Source organism: Clostridium sp. Marseille-Q7071 (genome assembly GCF_965112025.1).
On sequence record NZ_CBCOPR010000001.1, the window covers coordinates 2076876 to 2101139 of the forward strand.

Below are 24264 nucleotides of genomic sequence, written 5' to 3' on the forward strand. Positions count from 1 at the left end.
AATCATAGGGATGGAAAATTTAAATGATATTCTTAATTCCTATGATGATATTAACATTATCTTAAAATAAAGCTCAAATTAAATATGTATAATTAAAATTAATTTTCAAGTAAAACTAGCAAGCGATTTGCTAGTTTTTTATACGTTTAACATGCTTGAAGGATGATAGGATAAGAAAAGTTCATACGACTAGATACGTATCTAAAAGACTATAGAAATCGAATAAGGATAATTAAAGAAGCTGTATTTGTAAGTATATGATGGGAATAACAAAGTAGAAGGTGTTATTTTCTTGGTTTCGTTATTATAGGAAAGTAAGTTTTAGTATATTCCTTACGACGAAAAATTGATAACTATTTAAAACTATTTAAAGTTTTAATGATTTATTAATATTTCAGTGTAAATTTAAAAAAATGTAATAGATCTAAACTTTCAATAATATATATATAATGTTATAAAATCATGATATTTCCACAAAAGTTGATAAATATACAATTGAATAAATTATTTAATAGTATGTCAAAAATAATACATTTTATGTAAAAAAACAGAATAATAAAGGGTAAAACACTAATCAAATTTAAAAAATTAAAGTAAATGTGATAAAAATATTTCAAAGTTCATAAAAAGGTAACTTGATTTTGTGAATATGTTAGATTATTGTATATGTATAGAATATTGGCATTTGATAGTAAAATTTACGACAAATGAAATACATTTAATGTTGTAAATTAAAAGTAGTAAAACATAGTAGTAATGAGTTTAAACATAGCGAAGTATACTTTGCTAAGTCACTAAAAAAGGGGGATTATTTGTGAAAAGTAAAAGATTGTTAGCAGCATTATTAACAGTTTCATTGACTGCTTCAATGGCACTAGTAGGCTGTAAGAAGGATGAGGCAACTACAGATGATAATAAACCAGCTGAGGGAAACAAAGAAGAAGCTAAAATGGATAAGGATCAATATTTAAATGTATTATTACGAGCTGAACCTAGATCGCTAGATCCTTCAAAAAGTACAGATGGATATTCTTCAGAGGTTTTAACTAATGTTATGGAATCACTTACAAGACTTCAAGCTGATGAAAATGGTCAAGGAAAGATTGTACCAGGAGCAGCTGAAAGCTGGAAACAATCTGATGATGGATTGACTTGGACGTTTAAGTTAAGAGATATGAAATGGTCAGATGGTCAACCAGTTACAGCAGAGCAATTTGTTTATGGTATGAAAAGAACCTTAGATCCTAAGACAGCTTCTCAATATGCATTCTTATTATATCCAATAAAAAATGCAGAAGCTTATAATGGAGAGAAATCTAAAGCGGAAGATGTTGGAGTTAAGGCTGTTGATGAGAAAACTTTAGAATTTACTTTAGAGAGACCTTGCTCTTATTTCTTAGATTTAACATATTTTAAGGTAATGGAACCACAAAGACAGGATGTAATTGAAAAGCATGGTGATAAATATGGTACAGAGGCAAACACAATGGTATTCTCTGGACCGTTTATGATAAAAGAATGGGTGCATAATAATAAAGTTGAACTGGTTAAAAATCCAGAATATTGGGATGTTGAAAATGTAAAATTAGAAAAAGTAACAATGAAGATTATAAAAGAACCTAATTCAAGAATGAATGAACTTTATAATGGTTCATTAGATTTAGGAGAGGTTAATAAACCAGAGTGGATAGAAAAGCTTGACAAAACAGGCAATTTTAATGTTAAAAAATACTTTGAAGGTGGAACAACATATGTGTTCTATAATCAAAATACAAAATATTTTAAAAATGCTAAAATAAGAAAAGCCTTTACAGTAGCAAGAGATAGAGAGGGAACTGTTAAAACATTATATAAAGGTATAGGAGAACCGGCATTAGCTTTTTGTACTCCAGCAGTAAAAATAGATGGAGTAGATTATAGAGAAAGAGCTAATTATTCGCCAGTGGAGGATTTGAAAAAAGATAATCCAGATCCTAAGGCACTATTTATAGAAGGATTAAAAGAGTTGGGACTAGATCCAGATCCATCTAAGCATACAATAAAGTTGATTCAATCTGGGACAGATGCTACATCTAAAGAGTTTGCTGAATTTGAACAACAAAATTATAAGAATGTATTAGGCGTAAACATTGAGCCAGACTACTGTGAATGGGCAGTATTCCAAAGTAGAACAGATGAGGGAGATTATGAAGCGGCAGGTCAAACTTGGGTTGGAGATTACAATGATCCTAGTACTTTTTTTGATATTTGGTTATCAAATGCAGGTATAAATAATACTGGATGGTCAAGCGAAAAATATGATGAGATAGTTAAGAAAGCTAATGGTACTGCTGATCCAGAAGAGAAAACCAAATTATTTAAAGAGGCTGAAAGGATATTAATTTATGAAGAGGCGGTAGTTAACCCAGGTATATATAGATATTATAATACTTATCTTCGTAACTATGTTAAAAACTATTCAAGGGCAGCTTTTGGATCAATTGATTTGAAAAACACTTATACTGATGGAAGAGAGTAATTTATAAAAAAGGTGAAAATGAGTGATGCAATTTTTATTGCATCACTTTTTTTATTATCAGACTTTTAACTATTGTAATGTTTTAACTAAATATGAAATATGTATATATATTAAAAAGTAAATTAACAAACTGTTATTAAAGTATGTATAAAGTTTTAAATATTATTAAAATAGCTATAAATGAGGAAATATCTATTGATTTCTAAAATGTCATTATATATAATCATAAATATAAAATGAACTCATAAATATCTATTTAAACTAATTATATTAATACAGTTAATAGTTTAAAAATTGTGAAAAATGAGAAATATGAAATATGTTTAAAATAATATTTTCTTTGCGTGATATTCAGTTCTTTTAAGAAATTTAAAATAGAGAAAGTATTATTAATATATAAAAAGATATAAATTAGTTTTATATAACCTTCATGGTTAGTAATTTCCATGTGGGAGTAAAGATAATTTAAACACAATAAATAAAATTATTGGGTAATAAAAGAGGGGGAACTAATTGTGAAAAGTAAAAGATTATTAGTTGCATTATTGACTATTTCTTTAACTGCTTCCATGGCATTAGCTGGATGCGGAAAGAAAACAGATGAAAAACCAGCTAAAGGTGGTAATGAGAATACTAGCGAAATTAAAATGGATAAGGAACAATATTTAAATGTACTATTGCAGTCTGAACCTAGAACGCTAGATCCTTCAAAAAGTACAGATGCGAATTCTTCAGACGTTTTAACTAACGTTATGGAAAGTCTTACAAGGCTTCAAGGTGATGAAAGTGGCAAGGGAACTATTGTACCAGGGGCAGCTGAAAAATGGGAGTCATCTGAAGATGGCTTAACTTGGACATTTAATTTAAGAGATATGAAATGGTCAGATGGACAAGCAGTTACAGCAGAACAATTTGTTTATGGTATAACTAGAACTTTAGATCCTAAAACTGCTTCACAATATGCATTCTTACTATTTCCAATAAAAAATGCAGAGGCTTATAATGGAGGCAAAGCTAAAGTTGAAGATGTTGGAGTTAAAGCAGTTGATGAAAAAACTTTAGAATTTACATTAGAAAAGCCGTGTACTTATTTCTTAGATTTAACCTATTTTAAAGTAATGGAACCACAAAGAAAGGATATAATTGAAAAACATGGCGATAAATATGGAACTGAAGCAGATACAATGGTGTTTTGTGGTCCATTTACGATAAAAGAATGGGTTCATAATAATAAAGTTGAACTAGTTAAAAACTTAGAGTATTGGGATGCTGAAAATGTAAAATTAGAAAAAGCAACAATGAAAATTATAAAAGAACCTAACTCAAGAATGAATGAACTTTATAATGGATCATTAGATTTGGTAGGTGTTAATAAGCCAGAGTGGATAGAGAAGTTTGATAAAACAGGTAAGTTTGATGTTAGAAGATACTATGAAGGTGGAACAACATATACGTTCTTTAATCAAAATACAAAATACTTTAAAAATGCTAAAATAAGAAAAGCATTTATACTGGCAAGGGATAGAGAAGGAACTGTTAAGTCACTATATAAAGGCATAGGAGAGCCAGCAACGGCTTTTTGTTCTCCAACAGTAAAAATAGCAGGAGAAGATTATAGAGAAAGAGCTAATTATTTACCGATAGAGGATTTGAAAAAGGATAATCCGGATCCTAAAGCTCTATTTATAGAAGGACTAAAAGAGTTAGGATTAGATCCAGATCCATCTAAACACACAATAAAGACCATTCAATCAGGTACTAGTGCTACAGATAAAGAGTTTGCTGAATTTGAACAGCAAAACTATAAGGAAGTGCTAGGTGTAAATATTGAACCGGATTATTGTGAATGGGCAGTGTTCCAAAGTAGAACAGATGAAGGTGATTATGAAATGGCAGGTCAAACTTGGGTTGGTGATTATAATGACCCTAGTACTTTCTTTGATATTTGGTTATCAAATGCAGGCATGAACAATGTAGGATGGAAAAGTGAGAAGTATGATGAGTTAGTTAAAAAAGCTAATGGTTCTGCTGATCCAGAAGAAAAAGCTCAATTATTTAAAGAAGCTGAAAAAATATTAATTTATGAAGATGCAGTATTTAGCCCAGGTATATATAGATATATAAACACTTATGTTCGTAAATACGTTAAAGGTTATTCAAGACCAGCCTTTGGAGCAATGGAATTGAAAAATGCTTATACAGAAGGAAGAGAATAAATTATATAAAATATAGAGAAATGAGTGATGCAATAAAAATTGCATCACTTTTGCTTTTGTGAATTTTTAAATATTAGTAATAAAGATAAATTTGATGATTTAATATAAAGAAAATAATATTAATTAAAATTATTAATAAACTATTAATATAATATGAAGAAAAGGTTAAAAATTTCATAATTATGAGAAAAAGAGAGTTTTGAATTTTTAAAATAAATTTAAAAAAAATTTAAAATAATTATAATAAAAAGAATAAAATGCCATATATGGAATGAATATTTCAATTAAATGAGAAGAAATTTGTAAAAAGAATTGAAGAACATAAGAAAAATTTTTCAGAAAAATAAATAATGTATAAATTATTAAATCTTTATTCAGAAAAAACTTCTTGATTTGTTAAAAAATTTGGTTTAATGTATATGTATGTCAAACAAGCTATTGAAATACTAAAATATTTAATGGTTATACATCTAGTAAAATGTTAAACTTTCGTAATATTTTTTAAAAAAGTATTAAAAGATTATTAAGATTGTTTTATAAAAGAGGGGGATTAATTGTGAAAAGTAAAAGATTATTAGTATCGTTATTAACAGTTTCACTTACTGCTTCTATGGCATTAGCAGGGTGTGGAAAGAAAGCAGATGAAAAACCTGCAGAAGGTGGAAATGAGAATGCTAGTGAAATTAAAATGGATAAGGATCAGTATTTAAATGTAGTATTAAGATCTGAACCAAAGTCATTAGATCCATCTAAAAGTGCAGATGGCTATACTTCAGAGGTTTTAACCAATGTTATGGAATCTCTTACAAGAGTTGAAACTGACGAAAATGGTAAAAGAGTTATTAATCCAGGAGCAGCTGAAAAGTGGGAGTCATCTGAGGATGGATTGACTTGGAAATTTCATTTAAGAGATATGAAATGGAGCGATGGTCAACCAGTTACAGCGGAACAATTTGTTTATGGTATAAGAAGAACATTAGACCCTAAAACTGCTTCTCAATATGCATTTTTATTAAATCCAATAAAAAATGCAGAAGCTTATAATAAAGATAAAGATGGTAAATTTAATGTAGAAGAGCTTGGGGTTAAGGCTATTGATGAGAAAACTATAGAGTTTACTTTAGAGAGACCATGTTCTTATTTCTTAGATTTAACATATTTTAGAGTAATGGAACCACAAAGACAGGATATAATTGAAAAACATGGTGATAAATATGGAAGTGAAGCAGAAACAATGGTATTCTCAGGTCCATTTATGATAAAAGAATGGGTGCATAATAATAAGGTTGAACTAGTTAAAAACCCGGAATATTGGGATGCTGAAAAGGTAAAATTAGAAAAAGTTACAATGAAAATTATAAAAGAGCCTAATTCAAGAATGAATGAGATTTACAATGGTTCTTTAGATATAGGAATGGTTAGTAAACCAGAGTGGATAGATAAGCTTGATAAAACAGGTAATTTTAATGTTGAAAGAGGCTATGATGGTGGAGCAACATATGTGTACTTTAATCAGAATACCAAATATTTTAAAAATGCTAAAATAAGAAAAGCCTTTATAACAGCAATGGATAGAGAGGGAATGGTTAAAACACTATATAAAGATTTAGGAGAACCAGCAACAGCATGGTGTCCTCCTGAAGTAAAAGTAGGTGAAGTAGACTACAGAGAAAGAGCTAAGTATACACCAGTAGAGGACTTGAAAAAAGATAATCCAGACCCTAAGGCGTTGTTTATAGAGGGATTAAAAGAATTAGGATTAGATCCAGATCCATCTAAGCATACAATAAAGATAATTCAATCTGGAACAGATGCGGGTGCTAAAGAGTTTGCTGAATTTGAACAAGAAAACTATAAGAGAGTATTAGGTGTAAACATTGAACCGGATTATTGTGAATGGGCAGTATTCCAAACTAGAACACTAGAAGGGGATTATGAAGTTGCGGGCAAAAATTGGTCTGGAGATTATAATGATCCTAGTACGTTCTTTGATATGTGGAAATCAGATGCAGGTGTAACTAATACTGGGTGGAAAAATGAAGAATATGATAAACTAATAAAGAAAGCTTCTGAAACTCAAGATCCAGATGAAAAGAGTAAATTATTTGCTGATGCGGAAAAACTATTAGTTTATGAAGAGGGAGTATTTAGCCCAGGCGTATGGAGATATAAAAATTATTATATACGTAATTTTATTAAAAATTACTCAAATCCACTATTCGCAGTACCTGATTACAAGTATGTTTATACAGATGGAAGAGAATAATTAAATATTAAAAAAGAGACAATTACTCATAACTAAAATTAGTCATGAGTAATTGTCTTTTTTTATTTAACAATTTAAATAGTTATTTAATAGCTATTTAAATTGTTTAATTGTGTATAAATTATTTTGTTAATCATAAGAGAGCAATATATATTATAACAAATTTCATTTCTAGAAAAGGGAAGAGAGATTTTAAAAAAATATAATAATTATTTATTAGAAATTGCGAGAAAACTATTGAAAAGAATATTTACAATAATTAATTTTTTAGTACATATTTTGAATAGGATACTTTGTGGGAGTTAAAAAGTATAGGGAAAATTGTAAGAGGTAAAATTGCAAAAAAATTAACATGTTATTGCAAAATATAAATTTATAGAATTATCTTTTATTTATAAGTTTTTATTCAAGAAAACAATATAAATCTTTGAAAATATAAAACAAAGTAAAAGTTTACAAAAATTTATTTAAAAATTAATAAAAAATTTAAGAAGCTATAATATATTGCAAACCACGCTATAATAAGGGGTTCAAATATGTATTAAAAGTTAATTCTTAATATTTTATTAATAAGTTTAACAAAAGAATTAATAAAATTAAATTTTTTATTTAAAAAATATTTCGCATAAAAAATATCTTGATTTTATAAAATTTTTAGTATATTATTTATTTCAAGTGAGAGATAAAAGACAAAAACATTCAAATAACAATAAATTTAAACAATTTATGACAAAATATTTAAACGAATAAAGAAGAAATTAATATTTTTATCTAATTTAATTAATATTTTAGAAAAAATATATATTAATAAACAGTAATAATAAGAAGAATACAAAAGGACTTATTATTTAAAAGAGGGGGATTCACTATGAAGAGTAAAAGATTATTAGTATCATTATTAACAGTTTCACTAACTGCTTCTGTAGCACTAGCAGGATGTGGAAAAAAGGCAGAAGACAAACCAGCAGAAGGCGGAAATGAGAACGCAAATGAAGCTAAAATGGACAAGGATCAATATTTAAATGTTCTATTACAGTCTGAACCAAAATCACTAGATCCTTCTAAAAGCACAGATTCATACTCTTCTCAAGTTTTAACCAATGTAATGGAAGCACTTACAAGAGTCGAAACTGATAAAAATGGAAAAGATATAATTGTGCCAGGAGCAGCTGAAAGTTGGACTACATCAGATGATGGCTTAACTTGGACCTTTAAGCTAAGAGATATGAAGTGGTCAGATGGCCAACCAGTTACAGCAGAGCAATTTGTTTATGGTATAAAGAGAACTTTAGATCCTAAAACTGCTTCTCAATATGGATTTTTATTATATCCAATAAAGAACGCAGAAGCTTACAATTCAGATAAAGCTAAAGCAGAAGATGTTGGGGTTAAAGCTACCGATGAAAAAACTTTAGAGATTACTTTAGATAAGCCATGTCCTTATTTCTTAGATATAACACATTTTAAAGTAATGGAACCTCAAAGACAGGATATAATTGAAAAACACGGCGATAAATACGGGACTGAAGCAGAAACAATGGTATTTAATGGACCATTCATGATAAAAGAATGGGTTCACAATAATAAAATTGAACTAGTTAAAAATCCAGAGTATTGGGATGCTGAAAATGTAAAATTAGAAAAAGCAACAATGAAAGTTATAAAAGAAGAAGCCTCAAGAATGAATGAACTTTATAACGGTTCATTAGATATGACAGCAGTTACTAAACAAGAATGGATAGAAAAGCTTGATAAGACTGGAAACTATGATGTTATAAAAGGATATGATGGCTCAGCAACTTATATGTTCTTTAATCAAAATGATAAATATTTTAAAAACGCTAAAATAAGAAAAGCATTTACTATAGCTATGGATAGAGAAGGTATGAGTAACACTTTATATAGAGGTTTATCAGAACCAGCAAAGGCTTGGTGTCCTCCAGCAGTACAAATAGGTGAAGTAGAATTTAGAGAAAAAGTTAAATCTGAACCATTAGAGGATTTAAAGAAGGATAATCCAGATCCTAAAGCTTTACTTGTAGAGGGATTAAAAGAAGAAGGATTAGATCCAGATCCGTCTAAACATACTATCCAATTCATTCAATCTGGTACTAGTGCTAGAGATAAAGAATTTGCAGAATTTGAACAAGAAAACTTTAAAGCAGTATTAGGTATAAATGTTCAACCAGATTATTGCGAGTGGGCAGTATTTCAAAGCAGAACAGATTCAGGAGACTACGCAATTGCATCTCAAGCATGGACTGGAGATTACAATGATCCTAACACTTTCTTTGATTTATGGACATCAAATTCTGGTATGAACAGAACTGGATGGAAAAATTCTAAATATGATGAACTAATAAAGAAAGCTAGTGAAACACAGGATTCAGAAGAAAGAGCTAAAATCTTTGCTGATGCGGAAAAAATATTAGTCTATGAAGATGCAGCAATTAGTCCTGGAGTATGGAGATTTAAAAATACTTATGTTCGCAAATATGTTAAGAATTACTCATCTCCAACTTTTGGAACGGTTGATTTAAAACATACTTATATTGAAGGCAGATAAAAAATAAAAAATAGAGCAATTTTGCTCTATTTTTTATTTATACCTGAATTGTGAACTATGAAATATATACTGTGAATTTAATAGTTTTAATTAGAATACTAAAAGGCTAATTATTTTGGCATAAACATTAATTTCAGAACCAGGATATCTATGTATAGCCTAATACATTTATAAAGGAACAGTTTTATTTACCAATTTATAAAAATAAATTTACAATATTAAATAAAATATAACATTATTAAAAGAATAAAATACAAAAATTATTTTTAGAAAAAATATTTTTTAAAATTTAAGTTTATTAGGCAATATTTAGGTATAAAAAACCTTTCCTGGTAGAGAATATAACTATAGCAGGAGGGGTATAAACATGGGAAAAACGCCATTAAAAAAGGTTATCAAAGCTAAGCTTAAAAGTAATAAAGAATTAACTCCTTATGAGGAGATGAGAGAAAAGATAAAATATGAAATTGCAGAAGAATTAGGACTTATAGATAAGGTAAAAGAATTAGGATGGAGTGGTCTTACCGCAGAGGAAACAGGACGAATTGGGGGATTGATGACTAAGAAAAAGAAGATGTTAAATATTCCTAAAAATGAAGATGCATATTAATAAATTAAATACTATGAATTTTTAGCACTGTTGTTGATTTAACATTTAATATATTTAATTATAAAACTTTGGACAAATATTTAGAAAAGCTGTAATATATTATTGTTATTTATTATAAGAATTTATTAATTTTATATAATTTTAAGGAGAAGAAGAATGTACTGTTATAAGAATTTTGCCAGTATATATGATGAACTTATTTATGGTGATGTGGATTATAAAAATTGGGGTGAAAAAATATTAAAAATATGTGAGGAATACTCCTTAGAAAGAAGAAACTATTTAGATTTAGCCTGTGGCACAGGGAATTTAACCGTAGAATTAGGTAAAAGCTTTCAAAATGTTTACGCCGTGGACTTATCACAAGAAATGCTTACAATAGCAGAAGAAAAACTTCGTGGTAACGGTATAAGAGCAAAGGTTTTTTGCCAAAATATATGTAATTTGAACATAAAAAATAATTTTGATTTAATTACCTGTGCTTTAGATTCTACTAACTATATTACAGAAAAACAAGATTTAAAAAAATACTTTGAAGGTGTCTATAGCTTATTAAGAGAAGATGGATTGTTTATATTTGATGTAAATTCGCGACATAAACTTATTAATATATTAGGAAATAACATTTTTAATTATGATAGTGAAGATGTTGTATATATATGGGAAAATTACTTAGAGGATGATATAGTAAATATGTACTTAACCTTTTTTGTAAGAGAAGGACAAGTTTATAAACGATTTGATGAAGAACATTGTGAGAGAGCTTACAGTGAAGAAGATATTGAGGATATTTTTAAAAAGTTAGGATTTAAATTAGAGAAAAAGTTAGATTGTTATGATAATATACCAGTAAGTGAAAAAACTGAAAGAATTACCTATGTATTAAGAAAATAAATTTAAGTTGTATAAAATAGTTAGTTAAAAATAGTAATACTATTTTATATTAGATTAAGAAATAAAATTCACTCATAGCAGTGCTATGGGTGAGTTTTAATAAGATAACATAATAAAAAAATAAACTAGCGTATTGGCTAGTGGTTTTTGAAGATATACAAATATATGGATTTAAACTAGGAGGAAGAAGATGGATAAGTTAGTAAGAGCAACAGCACATAATGGTGATGTTAGGATAATAGCGGCAATAACTACAAATATGGTTCAAGAAGGGATAAAGGCTCATAATTGTACGCCTACTGCATCAGCAGCTTTAGGAAGAATGCTGACAGCTGGAGGTTTAATGGGGGCTATGCTTAAAGCTAAAGGAGATAGCTTAACTCTTAATATAAATGGAGGTGGAGAAGCAGAGGGGATAGTAGTAACTGCTCATGCTGATGGAAGTGTTAAAGGATACATAGGAAATCCAAATGTAGATTTACCATTAAATCAGAAGGGTAAATTAGATGTTGGAGGGGCTATAGGGAAAGATGGTTATCTAAAGGTTATAAGAGACATGGGGCTTAAAGATCCGTATATAGGGCAAGTTCCTATATATACTGGTGAAATAGGTGATGATTTAGCCTATTATTTTACTGTTTCAGAGCAAACACCATCTGCAGTGGCATTAGGTGTATTAGTTGATACAGATTTAAGCATAAAAGCATCTGGTGGATTTATAATTCAAATGATGCCAGGAGCTTCTGAGTTTTTAGCAGATATAATAACTTATAGGCTTGAAGAAATTCCTTCAATAACTACTATGATAAGTGATGGAATGACAATAGAGGAAATATTAAAAAATATATTTGAAGATATCGATGTTAACATATATGAAGAAGGAAAAATAGAGTTTAAATGTGATTGCTCAAGAGAGAGAGTAGAAAGAGTTTTGATTAGTATAGGTAAAAAAGAATTACAAAACTTATATGAAGAAGGAAAAACAGAAGAAATAAAATGCCATTTTTGTAATAAAGCTTATGACTTTACGACAGAGCAAATAGGTGAATTATTAAAAGAATTATAAAATAGGTAATCCTGTTGAAATTAAGAATAAAAAATTATAGTTGAAATTAAATCTTCACTAATAATTCTATTGAGGGTTTTAAAAAAGGAAAGGTTATTTAAGTTAACTTTTCTTTTCTTTTTATTATAGAAAATACTCAGTACTTTAAAAAAGAAATCAAATTTAAAATTCTGCCATAGAAGAAAAGTTGTTATATATTTTTCATTGTCAGTTCTCAATTGTATAAGGAGATCTTTATAAATCTTTCATTTTTCATTCTTAATTAATAAACAAATTAATAGGTTGTTAAAATATAAGAAAATAAAAGATATATTTCAAAAAATAGAGTAATATAAAAATAATTTCTTTAAATGGCAAAATAATCTATTGACAATAATGCATATTTCTTATAAAATATAAATGTGTTCGGCAGGTTGTCGAGAGGAAGTGGTCGCATAGCTCAGCTGGGAGAGCATCTGCCTTACAAGCAGAGGGTCACAGGTTCGATCCCTGTTGCGACCACCATATAATATGGCCCAGTGGCTCAGTTGGTTAGAGTGCCGGCCTGTCACGCCGGAGGTCGAGGGTTCGAGTCCCTTCTGGGTCGCCATTTAATTTTGAATATGACAGTTATTTTTGGCTTGATAGCTCAGTCGGTAGAGCAGAGGACTGAAAATCCTCGTGTCGCTGGTTGGATTCCTGCTCGAGCCACCAGACAAGTGCGGGAGTGGCTCAGTGGTAGAGCGTCACCTTGCCAAGGTGAACGTCGCGGGTTCGAATCCCGTCTTCCGCTCCAATATGGCGCTATAGCCAAGTGGTAAGGCAGAGGCCTGCAAAGCCTTTATCCCCAGTTCAAATCTGGGTGGCGCCTCCAAAAAAAGCATTGCTATTTAGCAATGCTTTTTTGCTTGATATAAAAATAAATTGATTACCCTTAATGTTAAGAGTGTATTTTATCTCTCTTTTTAACTATATATAAAATAAATATTTTCTAATATAAATAATAATCCCATAAGTTTAGGAAATATGTACATATTTCCTATCAACTTTATATGCTTTTAATATTTCATTTTATATCTATATGTAAAATCCTTTTTAAAAGAAAAACATACAAATGAATTTAGATATCTAAAAAGAAAATACTACCTCTATCAATTAAGTTATTATCACTAAGATAAATAGGAGTTATATTGTGCTTATCTAAAAATGCCAATACTTCACTACCATATTTATAATTTTTAAGGCTTCCATAAAAAACCAAGTTTTTTTCATCCAATAGACCACAACTACCACCTATAAAACCGTAATTCAATCCAGGGAGTTCAATATCCCCAGGAGGAAGTAACAATATATCTACATCTGTTTCTTTTAAAGCTCTTACAATTGACTTATCACTAGTAATAATTGCATTATTATTAACTATTGCAGTAGAGCATTTAGTGTAACCTTGTTTAACATTAATAAGAGTTTTATTTGTCATGTATTTCAATAAAAATTCATCAGTATATTTAATATTATGTATAAAATACTTCTTTAGATTTACTGCATTTAAAGTAATATCATAGGGGTATTTTTCATTTAGCTCACTTTTAGAAAATATAACATCAAAATTAAAATCATTTTGTAATAAATTGATGAAAGTTTTGTCCATGCTAAGGTGTGTCATTAACATGCTTTTTGAAATAGTATGAATTAGCATATCTGGATGACCACATACAGCATCATATAGTTTAGTGCTAGGAGGACATTTTAAAACTTTACAACCTAAAGTCTGTAAGGCTTTTATTTCACTATTAGAAATTCTAAAGTCTACTATAGCAAGTTTCATTTTATCACCTCAATTCGAATGTCGATAAATGTTTAAATTATTAATGCATATCCATTGTAAGAAAACGCATAATAAGATAGACAAATAATTTTTAAAATTATATTAGCATTTTAAAAATTAATTTACAAGTTATAGCTTTTGAGTTGTGGTAATTAAGCCATGTTATAAAGGAGTGAGCTATATGTTATTATTAACATTGATACAGGATGATAGCAAAGAGTATATAATAGATGAGATAAGAAATGCCAGAAATTATTTTAAATTAAAGAATGTAACGGTAGGTATTTCAGAAAGCTTAGAAAACAATCTTCATATTGTTAAAGTTTATTGTGATGATGAGAATTTTGATGAGAAGTTTCATAGAATGTTTAACTTATATATAGGTACTGTACTTTTTAAAGTTGTTATAAAGGAGTTTTGTAAGAAAAATATTTCAAAATATTTATCAGAGAATTTTTACTTTTTAAGAGGTGAGGATATAAAGGAAGTAAAAAATATGATAATTGATGTATTTGAAAATGAAAGCAGCAGAATAGATGACAATATGATATATTATATGAATAGAAAGAATGAAATCATAGATAAAATTGTTCTTTGTTTAGAGGATAACAATGAGGTGAATATTAAAGGCTTTTTAACTTTTAGAATGAAAGAAATAGCACATGATTTAGAAAGTATAATAGATAAGATAGTTGAAAAGTTTATGATAGAAAAAGAATATAATGAATTCATTAAGCTATTGAAATATTTTGTTGATGTTCAGGAAAGTAAGATAAATGAAGTTAATATTATGATAGATAAAGATGGAGATTATCTAGTGAAAGATGAACTTGGAAATGATATCTTAAATAACTTAATAAATGAACTTTATGATAGCAGAATAAATTCAAAAGTAAGTTCAGAGGATTTAATAATAAGTGGCTTAATTACTTCTGCTCCTAAAAAAATAGTCATACATTGTGTGGAAAATTCCAGAAATAAAGAATTGATAGAAACTATTAAAAATGTATTTGTTGAAAGAGTAGAATTCTGCGATGATTGTGCAAAATGCACACAACTTAAAAATAATATAAAGATATAGCTTAAAATTGTTGACAACTAGAAAAACATATATTATAATACTACTTGTTGAATAAATGAATAATGTTATTAATTAAAGAAGAAACAGCCGTTTCTCACCTTACAGTTAAGCTAGTAAGGTTAAACTGTAAGGTGAATTTGTGTATTACAGAGGGCGGCATTTGTCGCCCTCTTATTTATATAATTTTATAACACCTGGAGGTGAAAACTATTAGTAAAAACAAAGACTTTATAATGAATGAAGATATAAGGGAAAAGGAAGTAAGAGTTGTTAGTAATGATGGTGAGCAATTAGGGGTCTTAGCAACTAAGGAAGCCCTAAAAATTGCAGAAGAGAAGGAACTTGATTTAGTAGTTATTTCTCCAAATGCAAATCCACCAGTATGCAAGATTATGGACTTTGGTAAGTATGTTTATGAGCAACAGAAAAAGGATAAAGAAGCTAAGAAAAAGCAAAAAATCATAAACATAAAAGAAGTTAGAATGAATGCCACTATTGAAGACCATGATATTGAAATCAAAGCAAACCATGCTAGAAAATTCTTATTAGACGAAGACAAAGTTAAAGTTACTGTGAGATTTAGAGGAAGAGAAGTTCAAAACTCACATGTAGGACATCAAATATTGAACTCTTTTGTAGAAAAGCTTGGAGATGTGTATGTAATTGAGAAGCCTGCTAAACAAGAGGGGAGAAATATGATACTGATATTAGCTCCTAAAAGAGCATAAACACTGAGAGGAGGAATTTTATTATGCCAAAAATGAAAACTCATAGAGGTGCAGCAAAAAGATTCAAGAAGACAGGAACAGGTAAGTTAAAAAGAGCGAAAGCTTTCAGAAGCCATATATTGACTAAGAAAAGCGCAAAAACTAAGAGAAATCTTAGAAAAACTGGATATGTTTCAACTTCACAAGAAAAAGCAATGAAAAAATTATTACCATACTTATAATCGAAGGTGAACTAGGAGGTATTTTAAATGGCAAGAGTAAAGAGAGCTGTTAACGCTCGTAAAAAACATAAAAAAGTATTAAAACTTGCAAAAGGATACTATGGTGGAAAAAGCAAGTTATTTAAAACTGCAAATGAGTCAGTTATAAGAGCATTAAGAAATGCATATGTAGGAAGAAAATTAAAGAAAAGAGATTTTAGAAAACTTTGGATCGCAAGAATAAATGCGGCTACAAGAATGAATGGACTTTCTTACTCAAGATTCATGAATGGAATGAAACTTGCAGGAGTAGACATCAACAGAAAAATGCTTTCTGAAATAGCTATTAATGATCCAAAAGCATTTTCAGAATTAGTTGAAGTTGCTAAAAAGCAATTAGAAGCTTAATTTAATACTTAATTTAATATATGACCTTAAAATGTAGCCATAGGCTACATTTTTGTATTATAAACTAATTTTAAATATTAATATGGAAATACTATAATATACTAAAAAAAAAGTATATAATGAAAATTACTAAAGGTTAAATACAGAGAGAATTGAGGTGTTTTTAGTGGAATTGAAGATGAAAGATGTTTTAAAGAAGAGACAATTTACTCCTATGCAGGTATTAGCCATTGGATATGCAGTTATTATATTTTTAGGTGCAATGCTGTTAGCGCTGCCTATATCAACAAATGCTAGAGTATATACACCTTTTTTAGACTGTATATTTACGTCTACTTCAGCAGTGTGCGTAACAGGACTTATCACAGTGGATACAGGAACCCATTGGAGTTATTTTGGTAAAACAGTAATTATGATGCTTATTCAAATTGGAGGCTTAGGATTTATGTCTTTTGCTACTATGTTATCATTAATCATAGGTAAAAGAATTACCTTAAAAGAGAGATTAGTAATGCAAGAATCTATGAATTCAACTTCTCTTCAAGGTATAGTTAAACTAGCAAAATACATATTAATATTTACTTTTTCTATAGAAGGATTAGGGGCACTTTTATTGAGCACTCAATTTATTCCTGAATTTGGATTCTCGAAAGGAATTTTCTATAGTATATTCCATTCTATTTCAGCCTTTTGTAATGCAGGTTTTGATTTAATGGGTAATTTTAATAGTTTAGTTAATTATAATGGAAATATAGTTATAATTTTTACTATATCTGCCCTTATAGTTACAGGTGGATTAGGATTTTATGTTTGGAATGAAATATATAATTACAAGAATATTAAAAAGTTATCACTTCATTCAAAACTAGTAATATCTATGACCATTGCATTGCTAGTAGGTGGCGCAATTTTATTCTTCTTATTTGAATTTTCAAATGAAGCTACAATGAAAGGGATGAGCTTTAAGGATAGAATATTAGCATCAATTTTTGCATCAGTTAGTCCTAGAACAGCAGGATTTAACTCTATATCCTTAGCAGATATGACTATACCATCTATTTTTTTAACTATTATATTGATGTTTATTGGAGGGTCACCAGGGTCAACAGCAGGTGGACTAAAAACAACAACTGCTGGTATATTATATATGACAGTTAAATCAGTTATTAAAGGTCGAGAAGATACAGAGATATATAAAAAGAGGGTAAGTAAGGATATAGTTTATAAGGCATTTTCTATTATGATTATAGCCTTAGGTTTAGTTATAACAGTAACAGTACTTCTTTCTATTACGGAGCATCAAACTGGCGTACCTTTTGAATATTATATATTTGAAGCAACTTCAGCTTTTGGAACAGTTGGATCTACATTAGGACTAACTCAAAAGTTAAGTGCCATAGGAAAGATAATTGTAGCCTTAACTATGTATGCTGGTAGAATAGGACCATTAACATTAGTTTTAGCAATTTCAATCAATAGACGTAAGAAAGCTTTAGCTATAAAGTATCCGGAAGATAAAATATTAGTTGGGTAGAAGGTGGAAATTATGATTAAAAAGCAATTTATTGTAATTGGATTAGGAAGATTTGGAACATCTGTAGCGGAAACATTATACTCATTAGGGAATGATGTATTGGCAGTTGATGTTGATGAGGAAGTTATACAAAATATATCAGAAAAGGTAACTCATGCAGTTCAAGTTGATGCAAATGACGAGCAAAGCTTAAGAGCATTGGGAGTTGGAAATTTTGATGTTGCCATTATAAGTATAGGTTCAGATATTCAAGCCAGTATATTATCTACGCTACTTGTTAAAGAACTAGGTGTTAAGCATATCATTACAAAAGCTAATAATGCACTTCATGCTAAAGTACTATATAAAATTGGAGCAAACAGAGTTATATTTCCAGAAAGAGATATGGGAGTAAGAGTTGCACACAATTTATGTTCTTCAAATATATTAGATTATATTGAATTATCACCAGACTTTAGCATTGCTGAGATTGTAAGTCCACAAGAATGGCATGAAAAAAGCTTAAAAGATCTTAATTTAAGAGCAGAATATGGAATAAATGTTATGGCAATAAAGAGAAATAATGAAATAGATGTTTCTCCTTCTGCTGATGAAATTATTGAGGCTAATGATATAATTGTAGCTATTGGTGGTAATCAAGAGCTAAATAATATAGAAAAGTTAGTAAGATAGGAGAAGATAATTTGCAATATATCAGTAGCAAAGAGAATTCACTAATAAAGCAAATAAAGAAATTAAAAGAAAAAAAACATAGATTAGAAAATAAGGCTTTTTTAGTTGAAGGCTTTAGATTTATTGAGGAAGCATTAAAGTCATCCTTTAATATAAAATATATTTTTATAAATGAAAATGCAGATAAAGAATATTGTGAAAAATATATAAGCATACATCAATGTAATGCTGAGATTTATATTGTAAGTGATATAGTTTTTAAGACCTTAACTAGCACTGAAACACCACAGGGAGCAATTGCGGTAGTGGAGAATAAAGTCCTTAATTTAAAATACTGTGAGGGATTTTATGTATTAGTAGATAAGGTGCAGGATCCAGGAAATTTAGGTACAATTATAAGAACTGCTCATGCAGCAGATGGACTAGGAATTATATTAACTAAAGGTACAGTAGATGTATATAATGAAAAAACCTTGCGCTCAACTATGGGATCTATATTTAATATTCCTATTATGGAAGACAAGGATTTAAGCCTTGTTAAGGAGTTAAAAAATAAAGGTTATAAGCTTATTACAAGTTCTCTTGATACAAATAACAACTTTTATGATATAGATTTAAGCGGCAAATGCATTATTTCTGTGGGAAATGAAGGAAAGGGAATTAGTAAAGAAATATATGAGCTTTCTGATGAAAAAGTTAAAATTCCTATGCCTGGCGGTGCAGAGTCATTAAATGCATCAGTTGCTGCATCTATTATGATGTATGAGACTGTAAGACAAAAAAATGTTATTAAATAGTATTGAAATTTTATACAAACATAGGTATAATAGGTTTTAAATTAAAAATTAAATATCTTAAACTGTGAAGGAGAGAGTAGGTATAAGGTTACATACAGGGAGTAAAGGTCATAGATTGAAAGCCTTTATATGATAAATTTATGCTGAAGTTCACTCTTGAGTTCTAATTGTGAAAATAGGTTTTTATTAAAACATTATAAGTAATGATTAGCGATTAAAATCGATAAATTTACTAAGAGGGTCTATTTTATAGTCCAATTAGGGTGGTACCGCGGATATTCCGTCCCTTTTTTAGGGGCGGTTTTTTTATTTCCAAATATATATTAGAGTAATTTATGTTAAAGGATTGCATTATTCAATGAAATTAATGTTGTCTAAGAATTTTAATTAATCATTGTTATTTGAGAATTAATAAAAGGTAATAATTATTAATTATAAGAAAAATATGAAAGGAGATTTTAAAATGAGAGAAAAATTAGAAGATATTAAGCTGTCTGCTCTAGATGAATTGAAAACTGCCGCTGAGAAGGTTCAACTTGAAAATATTAGAGTGAAATATTTAGGTAAAAAAGGAGAGCTTACTCAAATATTAAGAGGAATGGGAGGCTTATCACAAGAAGAGAGACCACTTGTAGGTAAGGTTGCTAACGACGTAAGAGAAACATTAGAAAATGCTATTGCTAAGGCAACTGAAGAAATCAAAAATAAAGAAAAAGAAAAAAGACTACAAAGTGAAATAATTGATATTTCTATGCCAGGAAAAAAACAAACTATAGGCAATAGACATCCTCTTGATTTAACTTTAGAAAAAATCAATGAAATATTTCTATCAATGGGATTTTCTATAGAAGAAGGACCAGAGGTAGAAAAGGATTATTACAACTTTGAAGCATTAAATATACCTAAAGACCATCCGGCTAGAGGAGAACAAGATACTTTCTATATAAATGATAATGTAGTTTTAAGAACTCAAACCTCCCCAATACAAATTAGAACAATGGAGAATCAAAAACCACCAATAAAAATGATAGCTCCAGGAAAGGTTTATCGTTCAGATGCAGCTGATGCTACTCATTCACCAATATTCTATCAAATAGAAGGATTGGTTATAGATAAAGGAGTAACTTTTGCAGATTTAAAAGGAACTTTAGAGCTATTTACTAAGAAGATGTTTGGAGATGTTGAAACTAAGTTTAGACCACATCATTTCCCGTTTACTGAACCTTCAGCAGAGATGGATGCTACTTGCTTTGTTTGTAATGGCGAAGGATGTAGAGTTTGTAAAGGAAGTGGATGGATAGAGATACTAGGATGTGGTATGGTGCATCCACAAGTTCTAAGAAATTGTGGAATTGATCCAGAAGTTTATAGTGGATTTGCTTTTGGATTTGGTCTTGATAGAATGGTTATGCAAAAATATGGAATTGATGATATTAGATTATTATACGAAAGTGATATGAGATTTTTAAATCAATTTTAATAAAATGTTAAAGGAGGATTACCAATGAAAGTTCCAGTTAAATGGCTTAAAGATTATGTTGATATAAATATTTCCCCTAAGGAGTTATCAGATAGACTAACGCTATCTGGTTCTAAGGTAGAAGAGCTAGTTGTTTCAGGAGAAGAGATTTCAAATGTAGTAACAGGAAAAATAATAAAAATAGATAGACATCCAGATGCAGAAAAACTTGTGGTTTGTCAAGTTGATATAAAGGCTGAAGAACCAATTCAAATAGTAACTGCAGCTACAAATATGAAGGAACAAGATATAATTCCTGTAGCATTACATGGGTCAACATTACATGGTGGACTTAAAATTAAAAAGGGTAAATTAAGAGGCGTAGTATCTAATGGGATGTTCTGTTCAGAAGAAGAACTTGGAATAGCAGGAGATAAACCAGTTCATGGTCTTATGATACTACCAGAAGATACTCCAATAGGAGTAGATATAAAAGAAGTAGTTAATATAGGAAGTGCAGTAATAGAATTTGAAATTACATCAAATAGGGCAGATTGTTTAAGTGTTATAGGAATAGCAAGAGAAACAGCAGCAACATTGGGAACTAATTATAAAATGCCTAATTTAGAATATACTTCTACTTGTAATGAAAATGTCAAAGATGATTATAATGTAGAAATAAAAGATGAACTTTGCAGAAGGTTTATGCTAAAAGGAATTAAAAATGTAAAAATAGAGCCATCACCACAATGGATGCAAGAAAGACTATTAGAGGCAGGAGTTAGACCAATAAATAACATTGTTGATATAACAAATTTTGTTATGTTAGAGCTTGGTCAACCACTACATGCTTATGATGCAAGAGAAATAGCAAGCAAAACTATAGTAGTTGAAAGAGCTAAAGATGGTGAAAAATTTGCTACTTTAGATGAAGTAGAAAGATCTTTAGATAGTGATATACTATGTATTAAAGATGGAGAAAGAACTGTTGGACTTGCAGGAATAATGGGAGGATTGAACTCAGAGATAAAAGAAGACACTGAAATGGTTATTCTAGAATGTGCAAACTTTGATGGCATCAATGTAAGAAAATCATCTAAGAAGTTAAATTTACGAACAGAAGCTTCAACTAAATTTGAGAAAAATCTAGATCCTAATTTATGTGAAATAGCAGTAGCTAGGGTTGCTTCATTGGTAAATGAATTAAATGCAGGAGAAGTAATGGAAGGAGTAATAGATGTTTATCCAGAGCCTAAAACTCCGCATTATTTAGAAGTAGATTCAAATTGGATCAATAAATTTTTAGGTATTGATATATCCAAAGAAGACATGAAGAAGTATTTAGATAGATTAGGATTAGCTACAGAAATTAAGGAAGATATATTAGTTGTAAAATCTCCTACTTTTAGAAGTGATATTAATATTAAAGAAGATATTGCAGAAGAAATAGTAAGAATTTACGGGTATAATAATGTACCTTCTACAATAGCATTGTGTGAAGCTACAAAAAGTGGAAAAAGTGAAGAACAAAAACTTGAAGAAAAGGTTGTAGATTCATTAATAAATAGTGGATTAAATCAATCTATAAGCTATTCTTTTGTAAGCCCAAAAATTTTTGACAAATTATTAGTTTCTGAAGATAGTAACTTAAGAAAATCTATTTCAATTAAAAATCCTCTAGGTGAAGATTTTAGTATAATGAGAACTACTACATTAGCATCTGCTATGGAGGCATTATCAAGAAATTATAGTAAAAGTAATGAAGAAGCAAGATTGTTTGAAATAGGAAAGATATATATACCTAATGAAGATGAAAATAAGCTTCCAGAAGAAAGAAATATAATTACAATTTCAATGTATGGAAATATGGACTATTTAGATATTAAGGGAGTAGTTGAAAATGTAATTGAAGAACTAGGAATCGGAAGTGTAAGCTTTAAGAGAGAATCAGAGAATCCAAGCTTTCATCCAGGAAAAACTGCTGCACTATATATAGGAAAAGAATATATAGGTGTTATAGGTGAAATTCATCCTGATGTAGCAAACAATTATGATATGGATATAAGATGCTATATATCTGAGTTAAATTTAGATTTATTATTAAAACATGCTAAAGTTGATAAGAAGTATGTTCCATTACCAAAATTCCCAGCAGTAACTAGGGATATAGCACTTTTAGTTGAAGATGGAATATTGGTTCAAGAAATAGAGGAGACTATTAAAAAACAAGGCGGAAGCATATTAGAAAGTATTAAATTATTTGATGTATATAAAGGTAAGCAAATACCAGAAGGTAAGAAGAGCATTGCTTATTCAATAGTATATAGAAATAAAGAAAAAACTTTAACGGATAATGAAGTTAATAAGGTCCATGATAAAATTTTAAGGGCACTAGAGCATAAGCTAGGTGCAGAGTTAAGGCAGATTTAATTAATTGATAATAAAAAATGACCATTGATTATTTAATTGGATAATTTTTAAGAAAAGTGATTTAGTCACTTTTCTTTTTTTATGTAAAAAATTAATTATGAACTTTTATATGAATAAAGAAGTATATATAATTATTTCATTATGTAAGGTTTATGTAAAATTTTAAAGTATACTTTATATAGCTTATAAAAGTTTTTTACATAAATATTAAAGGTTAATATTTATTGACTTCGAGGAAAATAGGTTAAACTAGAGAATAATCAAGAAAACAGTGGGAATTATAGCAGTATTTTATTATTTTGGTTTATTTCATAAAGGTTTTATGATAAAATAAGAACAACTATAATCTTTAAGAGGGTGTTTTAGTGAACATTATAACAGTTAAAATAAATGGTATGGAATATAATTTAAAAGGTGAAGAAAATGACGAGTATTTACATATGGTAGCCAAATTTGTGGACAAACGTATTCGCACCTTAATGGAAAATAATTCTAAGTTAGGCTCAGGGGATGCCACTATATTAGCTGCTTTAAATATGGGAGATGAACTTTTAAAGAATAAAGAAAGCTACGAAAGGTTATCTGAAAACTTCACAAAAGCGAGTAATGACAATAAGTTTTTAATTTCAGAATTAGAGCAAATGAAAAAACAGGTTGAATCTTTAGAGAATATTAACAAGGAGCTTCAAGAGCAAGTTGAAAGTTTGTCTGGTAACCAAGATCTTAGATTAAAAGAAGAAATGCAAAAAATTGATTCTGAGATGGAGGTTATGACAGAGGTTTCAAAAGAAATAAAAAGTGAAAATGAAAAGCTTACTATGTTAAATAAAAAGCTGGCAGCTAGAAATAGAGAACTAAGATCGGATATTTGCGATAAAACTAGAAATATTAAAGAATTAGCAAAAGAATTAGATAATAAAAATGAAGAATTAATAAGAGAAAAATTAAAAAAGAACTCATTATTAAAAATTAAAGAATAGCTTTTGATAAGAATGAAACATTTAACCTCCAG

Annotated in this window: 18 protein-coding genes, 5 tRNA genes and 2 other annotated features; of the genes, 22 read left to right on the forward strand and 1 reads right to left on the reverse strand. The window is 29.0% G+C overall.

The genetic code is table 11. The features are described 5' to 3' along the window. Positions 1-814: 814 nt before the first annotated feature. The 12 genes from ACWPW7_RS09715 (at position 815) to ACWPW7_RS09770 (ending at position 12989) form a co-directional block, all read left to right on the forward strand. Complete coding sequence (locus ACWPW7_RS09715) at positions 815-2518, forward strand: peptide ABC transporter substrate-binding protein (RefSeq protein WP_454053353.1); 1704 nt, start codon at positions 815-817, stop codon at positions 2516-2518. Positions 2519-3033: 515 nt separating this feature from the next. After that, positions 3034-4734 carry a peptide ABC transporter substrate-binding protein gene (locus tag ACWPW7_RS09720; protein WP_454053354.1) on the forward strand — a complete coding sequence of 567 codons (1701 nt, stop codon included), beginning with the start codon at positions 3034-3036 and terminating at the stop codon, positions 4732-4734. 556 nt (positions 4735-5290) lie between these two features. Then, the gene (locus ACWPW7_RS09725) at positions 5291-7000 is read left to right on the forward strand and encodes a peptide ABC transporter substrate-binding protein (protein ID WP_454053355.1); all 1710 of its coding nucleotides are present in this window, start codon (positions 5291-5293) and stop codon (positions 6998-7000) included. Positions 7001-7868: 868 nt separating this feature from the next. Continuing rightward, on the forward strand, positions 7869-9566 hold the full coding sequence (locus tag ACWPW7_RS09730; RefSeq protein WP_454053356.1) for a peptide ABC transporter substrate-binding protein: 1698 nt from the start codon (positions 7869-7871) through the stop codon (positions 9564-9566). Positions 9567-9933: 367 nt separating this feature from the next. Next, complete coding sequence (locus ACWPW7_RS09735) at positions 9934-10176, forward strand: small, acid-soluble spore protein, alpha/beta type (protein ID WP_291568991.1); 243 nt, start codon at positions 9934-9936, stop codon at positions 10174-10176. Positions 10177-10332: 156 nt separating this feature from the next. Continuing rightward, positions 10333-11070, forward strand: coding sequence for a class I SAM-dependent DNA methyltransferase (locus ACWPW7_RS09740; RefSeq protein ID WP_454053357.1), 738 nt, complete (start codon positions 10333-10335; stop codon positions 11068-11070). A 190-nt stretch (positions 11071-11260) separates the two neighbouring features. Continuing rightward, the gene (gene hslO, locus ACWPW7_RS09745) at positions 11261-12136 is read left to right on the forward strand and encodes an Hsp33 family molecular chaperone HslO (protein WP_454053358.1); all 876 of its coding nucleotides are present in this window, start codon (positions 11261-11263) and stop codon (positions 12134-12136) included. A 428-nt stretch (positions 12137-12564) separates the two neighbouring features. Beyond that, positions 12565-12640: transfer RNA gene (locus tag ACWPW7_RS09750), tRNA-Val, on the forward strand. A gap of 8 nt (positions 12641-12648) precedes the next feature. Next, a tRNA-Asp gene (locus ACWPW7_RS09755) sits at positions 12649-12725 on the forward strand. A 28-nt stretch (positions 12726-12753) separates the two neighbouring features. Then, positions 12754-12829 (forward strand) — tRNA-Phe (locus ACWPW7_RS09760). Between the two features lie 7 nt (positions 12830-12836). Next, a tRNA-Gly gene (locus tag ACWPW7_RS09765) sits at positions 12837-12911 on the forward strand. A gap of 4 nt (positions 12912-12915) precedes the next feature. Beyond that, a tRNA-Cys gene (locus ACWPW7_RS09770) sits at positions 12916-12989 on the forward strand. Between the two features lie 246 nt (positions 12990-13235). Here ACWPW7_RS09770 and ACWPW7_RS09775 read toward each other — a convergent pair. Then, on the reverse strand, positions 13236-13943 hold the full coding sequence (locus ACWPW7_RS09775) for a DUF6873 family GME fold protein (RefSeq protein WP_454053359.1): 708 nt from the start codon (positions 13941-13943) through the stop codon (positions 13236-13238). Positions 13944-14124: 181 nt separating this feature from the next. Here ACWPW7_RS09775 and ytxC point away from each other — a divergent pair, with 181 nt between their 5' ends. The 10 genes from ytxC (at position 14125) to zapA (ending at position 24232) form a co-directional block, all read left to right on the forward strand. Next, the gene (ytxC, locus tag ACWPW7_RS09780) at positions 14125-15024 is read left to right on the forward strand and encodes a putative sporulation protein YtxC (RefSeq protein WP_291564435.1); all 900 of its coding nucleotides are present in this window, start codon (positions 14125-14127) and stop codon (positions 15022-15024) included. 69 nt (positions 15025-15093) lie between these two features. Continuing rightward, positions 15094-15209 (forward strand) — a sequence feature (ribosomal protein L20 leader region). Between the two features lie 15 nt (positions 15210-15224). Further along, positions 15225-15752, forward strand: coding sequence for a translation initiation factor IF-3 (gene infC, locus ACWPW7_RS09785; protein WP_291564433.1), 528 nt, complete (start codon positions 15225-15227; stop codon positions 15750-15752). A 23-nt stretch (positions 15753-15775) separates the two neighbouring features. After that, the gene (gene rpmI / locus ACWPW7_RS09790; protein WP_291564431.1) at positions 15776-15973 is read left to right on the forward strand and encodes a 50S ribosomal protein L35; all 198 of its coding nucleotides are present in this window, start codon (positions 15776-15778) and stop codon (positions 15971-15973) included. A gap of 27 nt (positions 15974-16000) precedes the next feature. Continuing rightward, positions 16001-16360, forward strand: a complete 360-nt coding sequence (gene rplT, locus ACWPW7_RS09795) for a 50S ribosomal protein L20 (RefSeq protein ID WP_454053360.1) — start codon at positions 16001-16003, stop codon at positions 16358-16360. Positions 16361-16538: 178 nt separating this feature from the next. Then, positions 16539-17894 carry a TrkH family potassium uptake protein gene (locus tag ACWPW7_RS09800; RefSeq protein ID WP_454053361.1) on the forward strand — a complete coding sequence of 452 codons (1356 nt, stop codon included), beginning with the start codon at positions 16539-16541 and terminating at the stop codon, positions 17892-17894. A 12-nt stretch (positions 17895-17906) separates the two neighbouring features. Beyond that, positions 17907-18566, forward strand: coding sequence for a potassium channel family protein (locus tag ACWPW7_RS09805; RefSeq protein WP_039631145.1), 660 nt, complete (start codon positions 17907-17909; stop codon positions 18564-18566). Positions 18567-18577: 11 nt separating this feature from the next. Then, the gene (locus tag ACWPW7_RS09810) at positions 18578-19363 is read left to right on the forward strand and encodes a TrmH family RNA methyltransferase (protein ID WP_454053362.1); all 786 of its coding nucleotides are present in this window, start codon (positions 18578-18580) and stop codon (positions 19361-19363) included. Between the two features lie 55 nt (positions 19364-19418). Continuing rightward, positions 19419-19654, forward strand: a binding site (T-box leader). A 172-nt stretch (positions 19655-19826) separates the two neighbouring features. After that, positions 19827-20843, forward strand: a complete 1017-nt coding sequence (gene pheS / locus ACWPW7_RS09815) for a phenylalanine--tRNA ligase subunit alpha (RefSeq protein WP_454053363.1) — start codon at positions 19827-19829, stop codon at positions 20841-20843. 24 nt (positions 20844-20867) lie between these two features. Beyond that, the gene (gene pheT, locus ACWPW7_RS09820; RefSeq protein ID WP_454053364.1) at positions 20868-23252 is read left to right on the forward strand and encodes a phenylalanine--tRNA ligase subunit beta; all 2385 of its coding nucleotides are present in this window, start codon (positions 20868-20870) and stop codon (positions 23250-23252) included. Positions 23253-23617: 365 nt separating this feature from the next. Further along, on the forward strand, positions 23618-24232 hold the full coding sequence (gene zapA, locus ACWPW7_RS09825) for a cell division protein ZapA (protein WP_291564419.1): 615 nt from the start codon (positions 23618-23620) through the stop codon (positions 24230-24232). Positions 24233-24264 lie beyond the last annotated feature (32 nt).

Bases quoted from the DNA above. Each gene is read 5' to 3' on its own strand.
- ACWPW7_RS09730 (WP_454053356.1), top strand. From the start codon at position 7,869: ATGAAGAGTAAAAGATTATTAGTATCATTATTAACAGTTTCACTAACT.
- ACWPW7_RS09735 (WP_291568991.1), top strand. From the start codon at position 9,934: ATGGGAAAAACGCCATTAAAAAAGGTTATCAAAGCTAAGCTTAAAAGT.
- ACWPW7_RS09740 (WP_454053357.1), top strand. From the start codon at position 10,333: ATGTACTGTTATAAGAATTTTGCCAGTATATATGATGAACTTATTTAT.
- hslO (WP_454053358.1), top strand. From the start codon at position 11,261: ATGGATAAGTTAGTAAGAGCAACAGCACATAATGGTGATGTTAGGATA.
- ACWPW7_RS09775 (WP_454053359.1), bottom strand. From the start codon at position 13,943: ATGAAACTTGCTATAGTAGACTTTAGAATTTCTAATAGTGAAATAAAA.
- ytxC (WP_291564435.1), top strand. From the start codon at position 14,125: ATGTTATTATTAACATTGATACAGGATGATAGCAAAGAGTATATAATA.
- rpmI (WP_291564431.1), top strand. From the start codon at position 15,776: ATGCCAAAAATGAAAACTCATAGAGGTGCAGCAAAAAGATTCAAGAAG.
- rplT (WP_454053360.1), top strand. From the start codon at position 16,001: ATGGCAAGAGTAAAGAGAGCTGTTAACGCTCGTAAAAAACATAAAAAA.
- ACWPW7_RS09800 (WP_454053361.1), top strand. From the start codon at position 16,539: ATGAAAGATGTTTTAAAGAAGAGACAATTTACTCCTATGCAGGTATTA.
- ACWPW7_RS09805 (WP_039631145.1), top strand. From the start codon at position 17,907: ATGATTAAAAAGCAATTTATTGTAATTGGATTAGGAAGATTTGGAACA.
- pheS (WP_454053363.1), top strand. From the start codon at position 19,827: ATGAGAGAAAAATTAGAAGATATTAAGCTGTCTGCTCTAGATGAATTG.
- pheT (WP_454053364.1), top strand. From the start codon at position 20,868: ATGAAAGTTCCAGTTAAATGGCTTAAAGATTATGTTGATATAAATATT.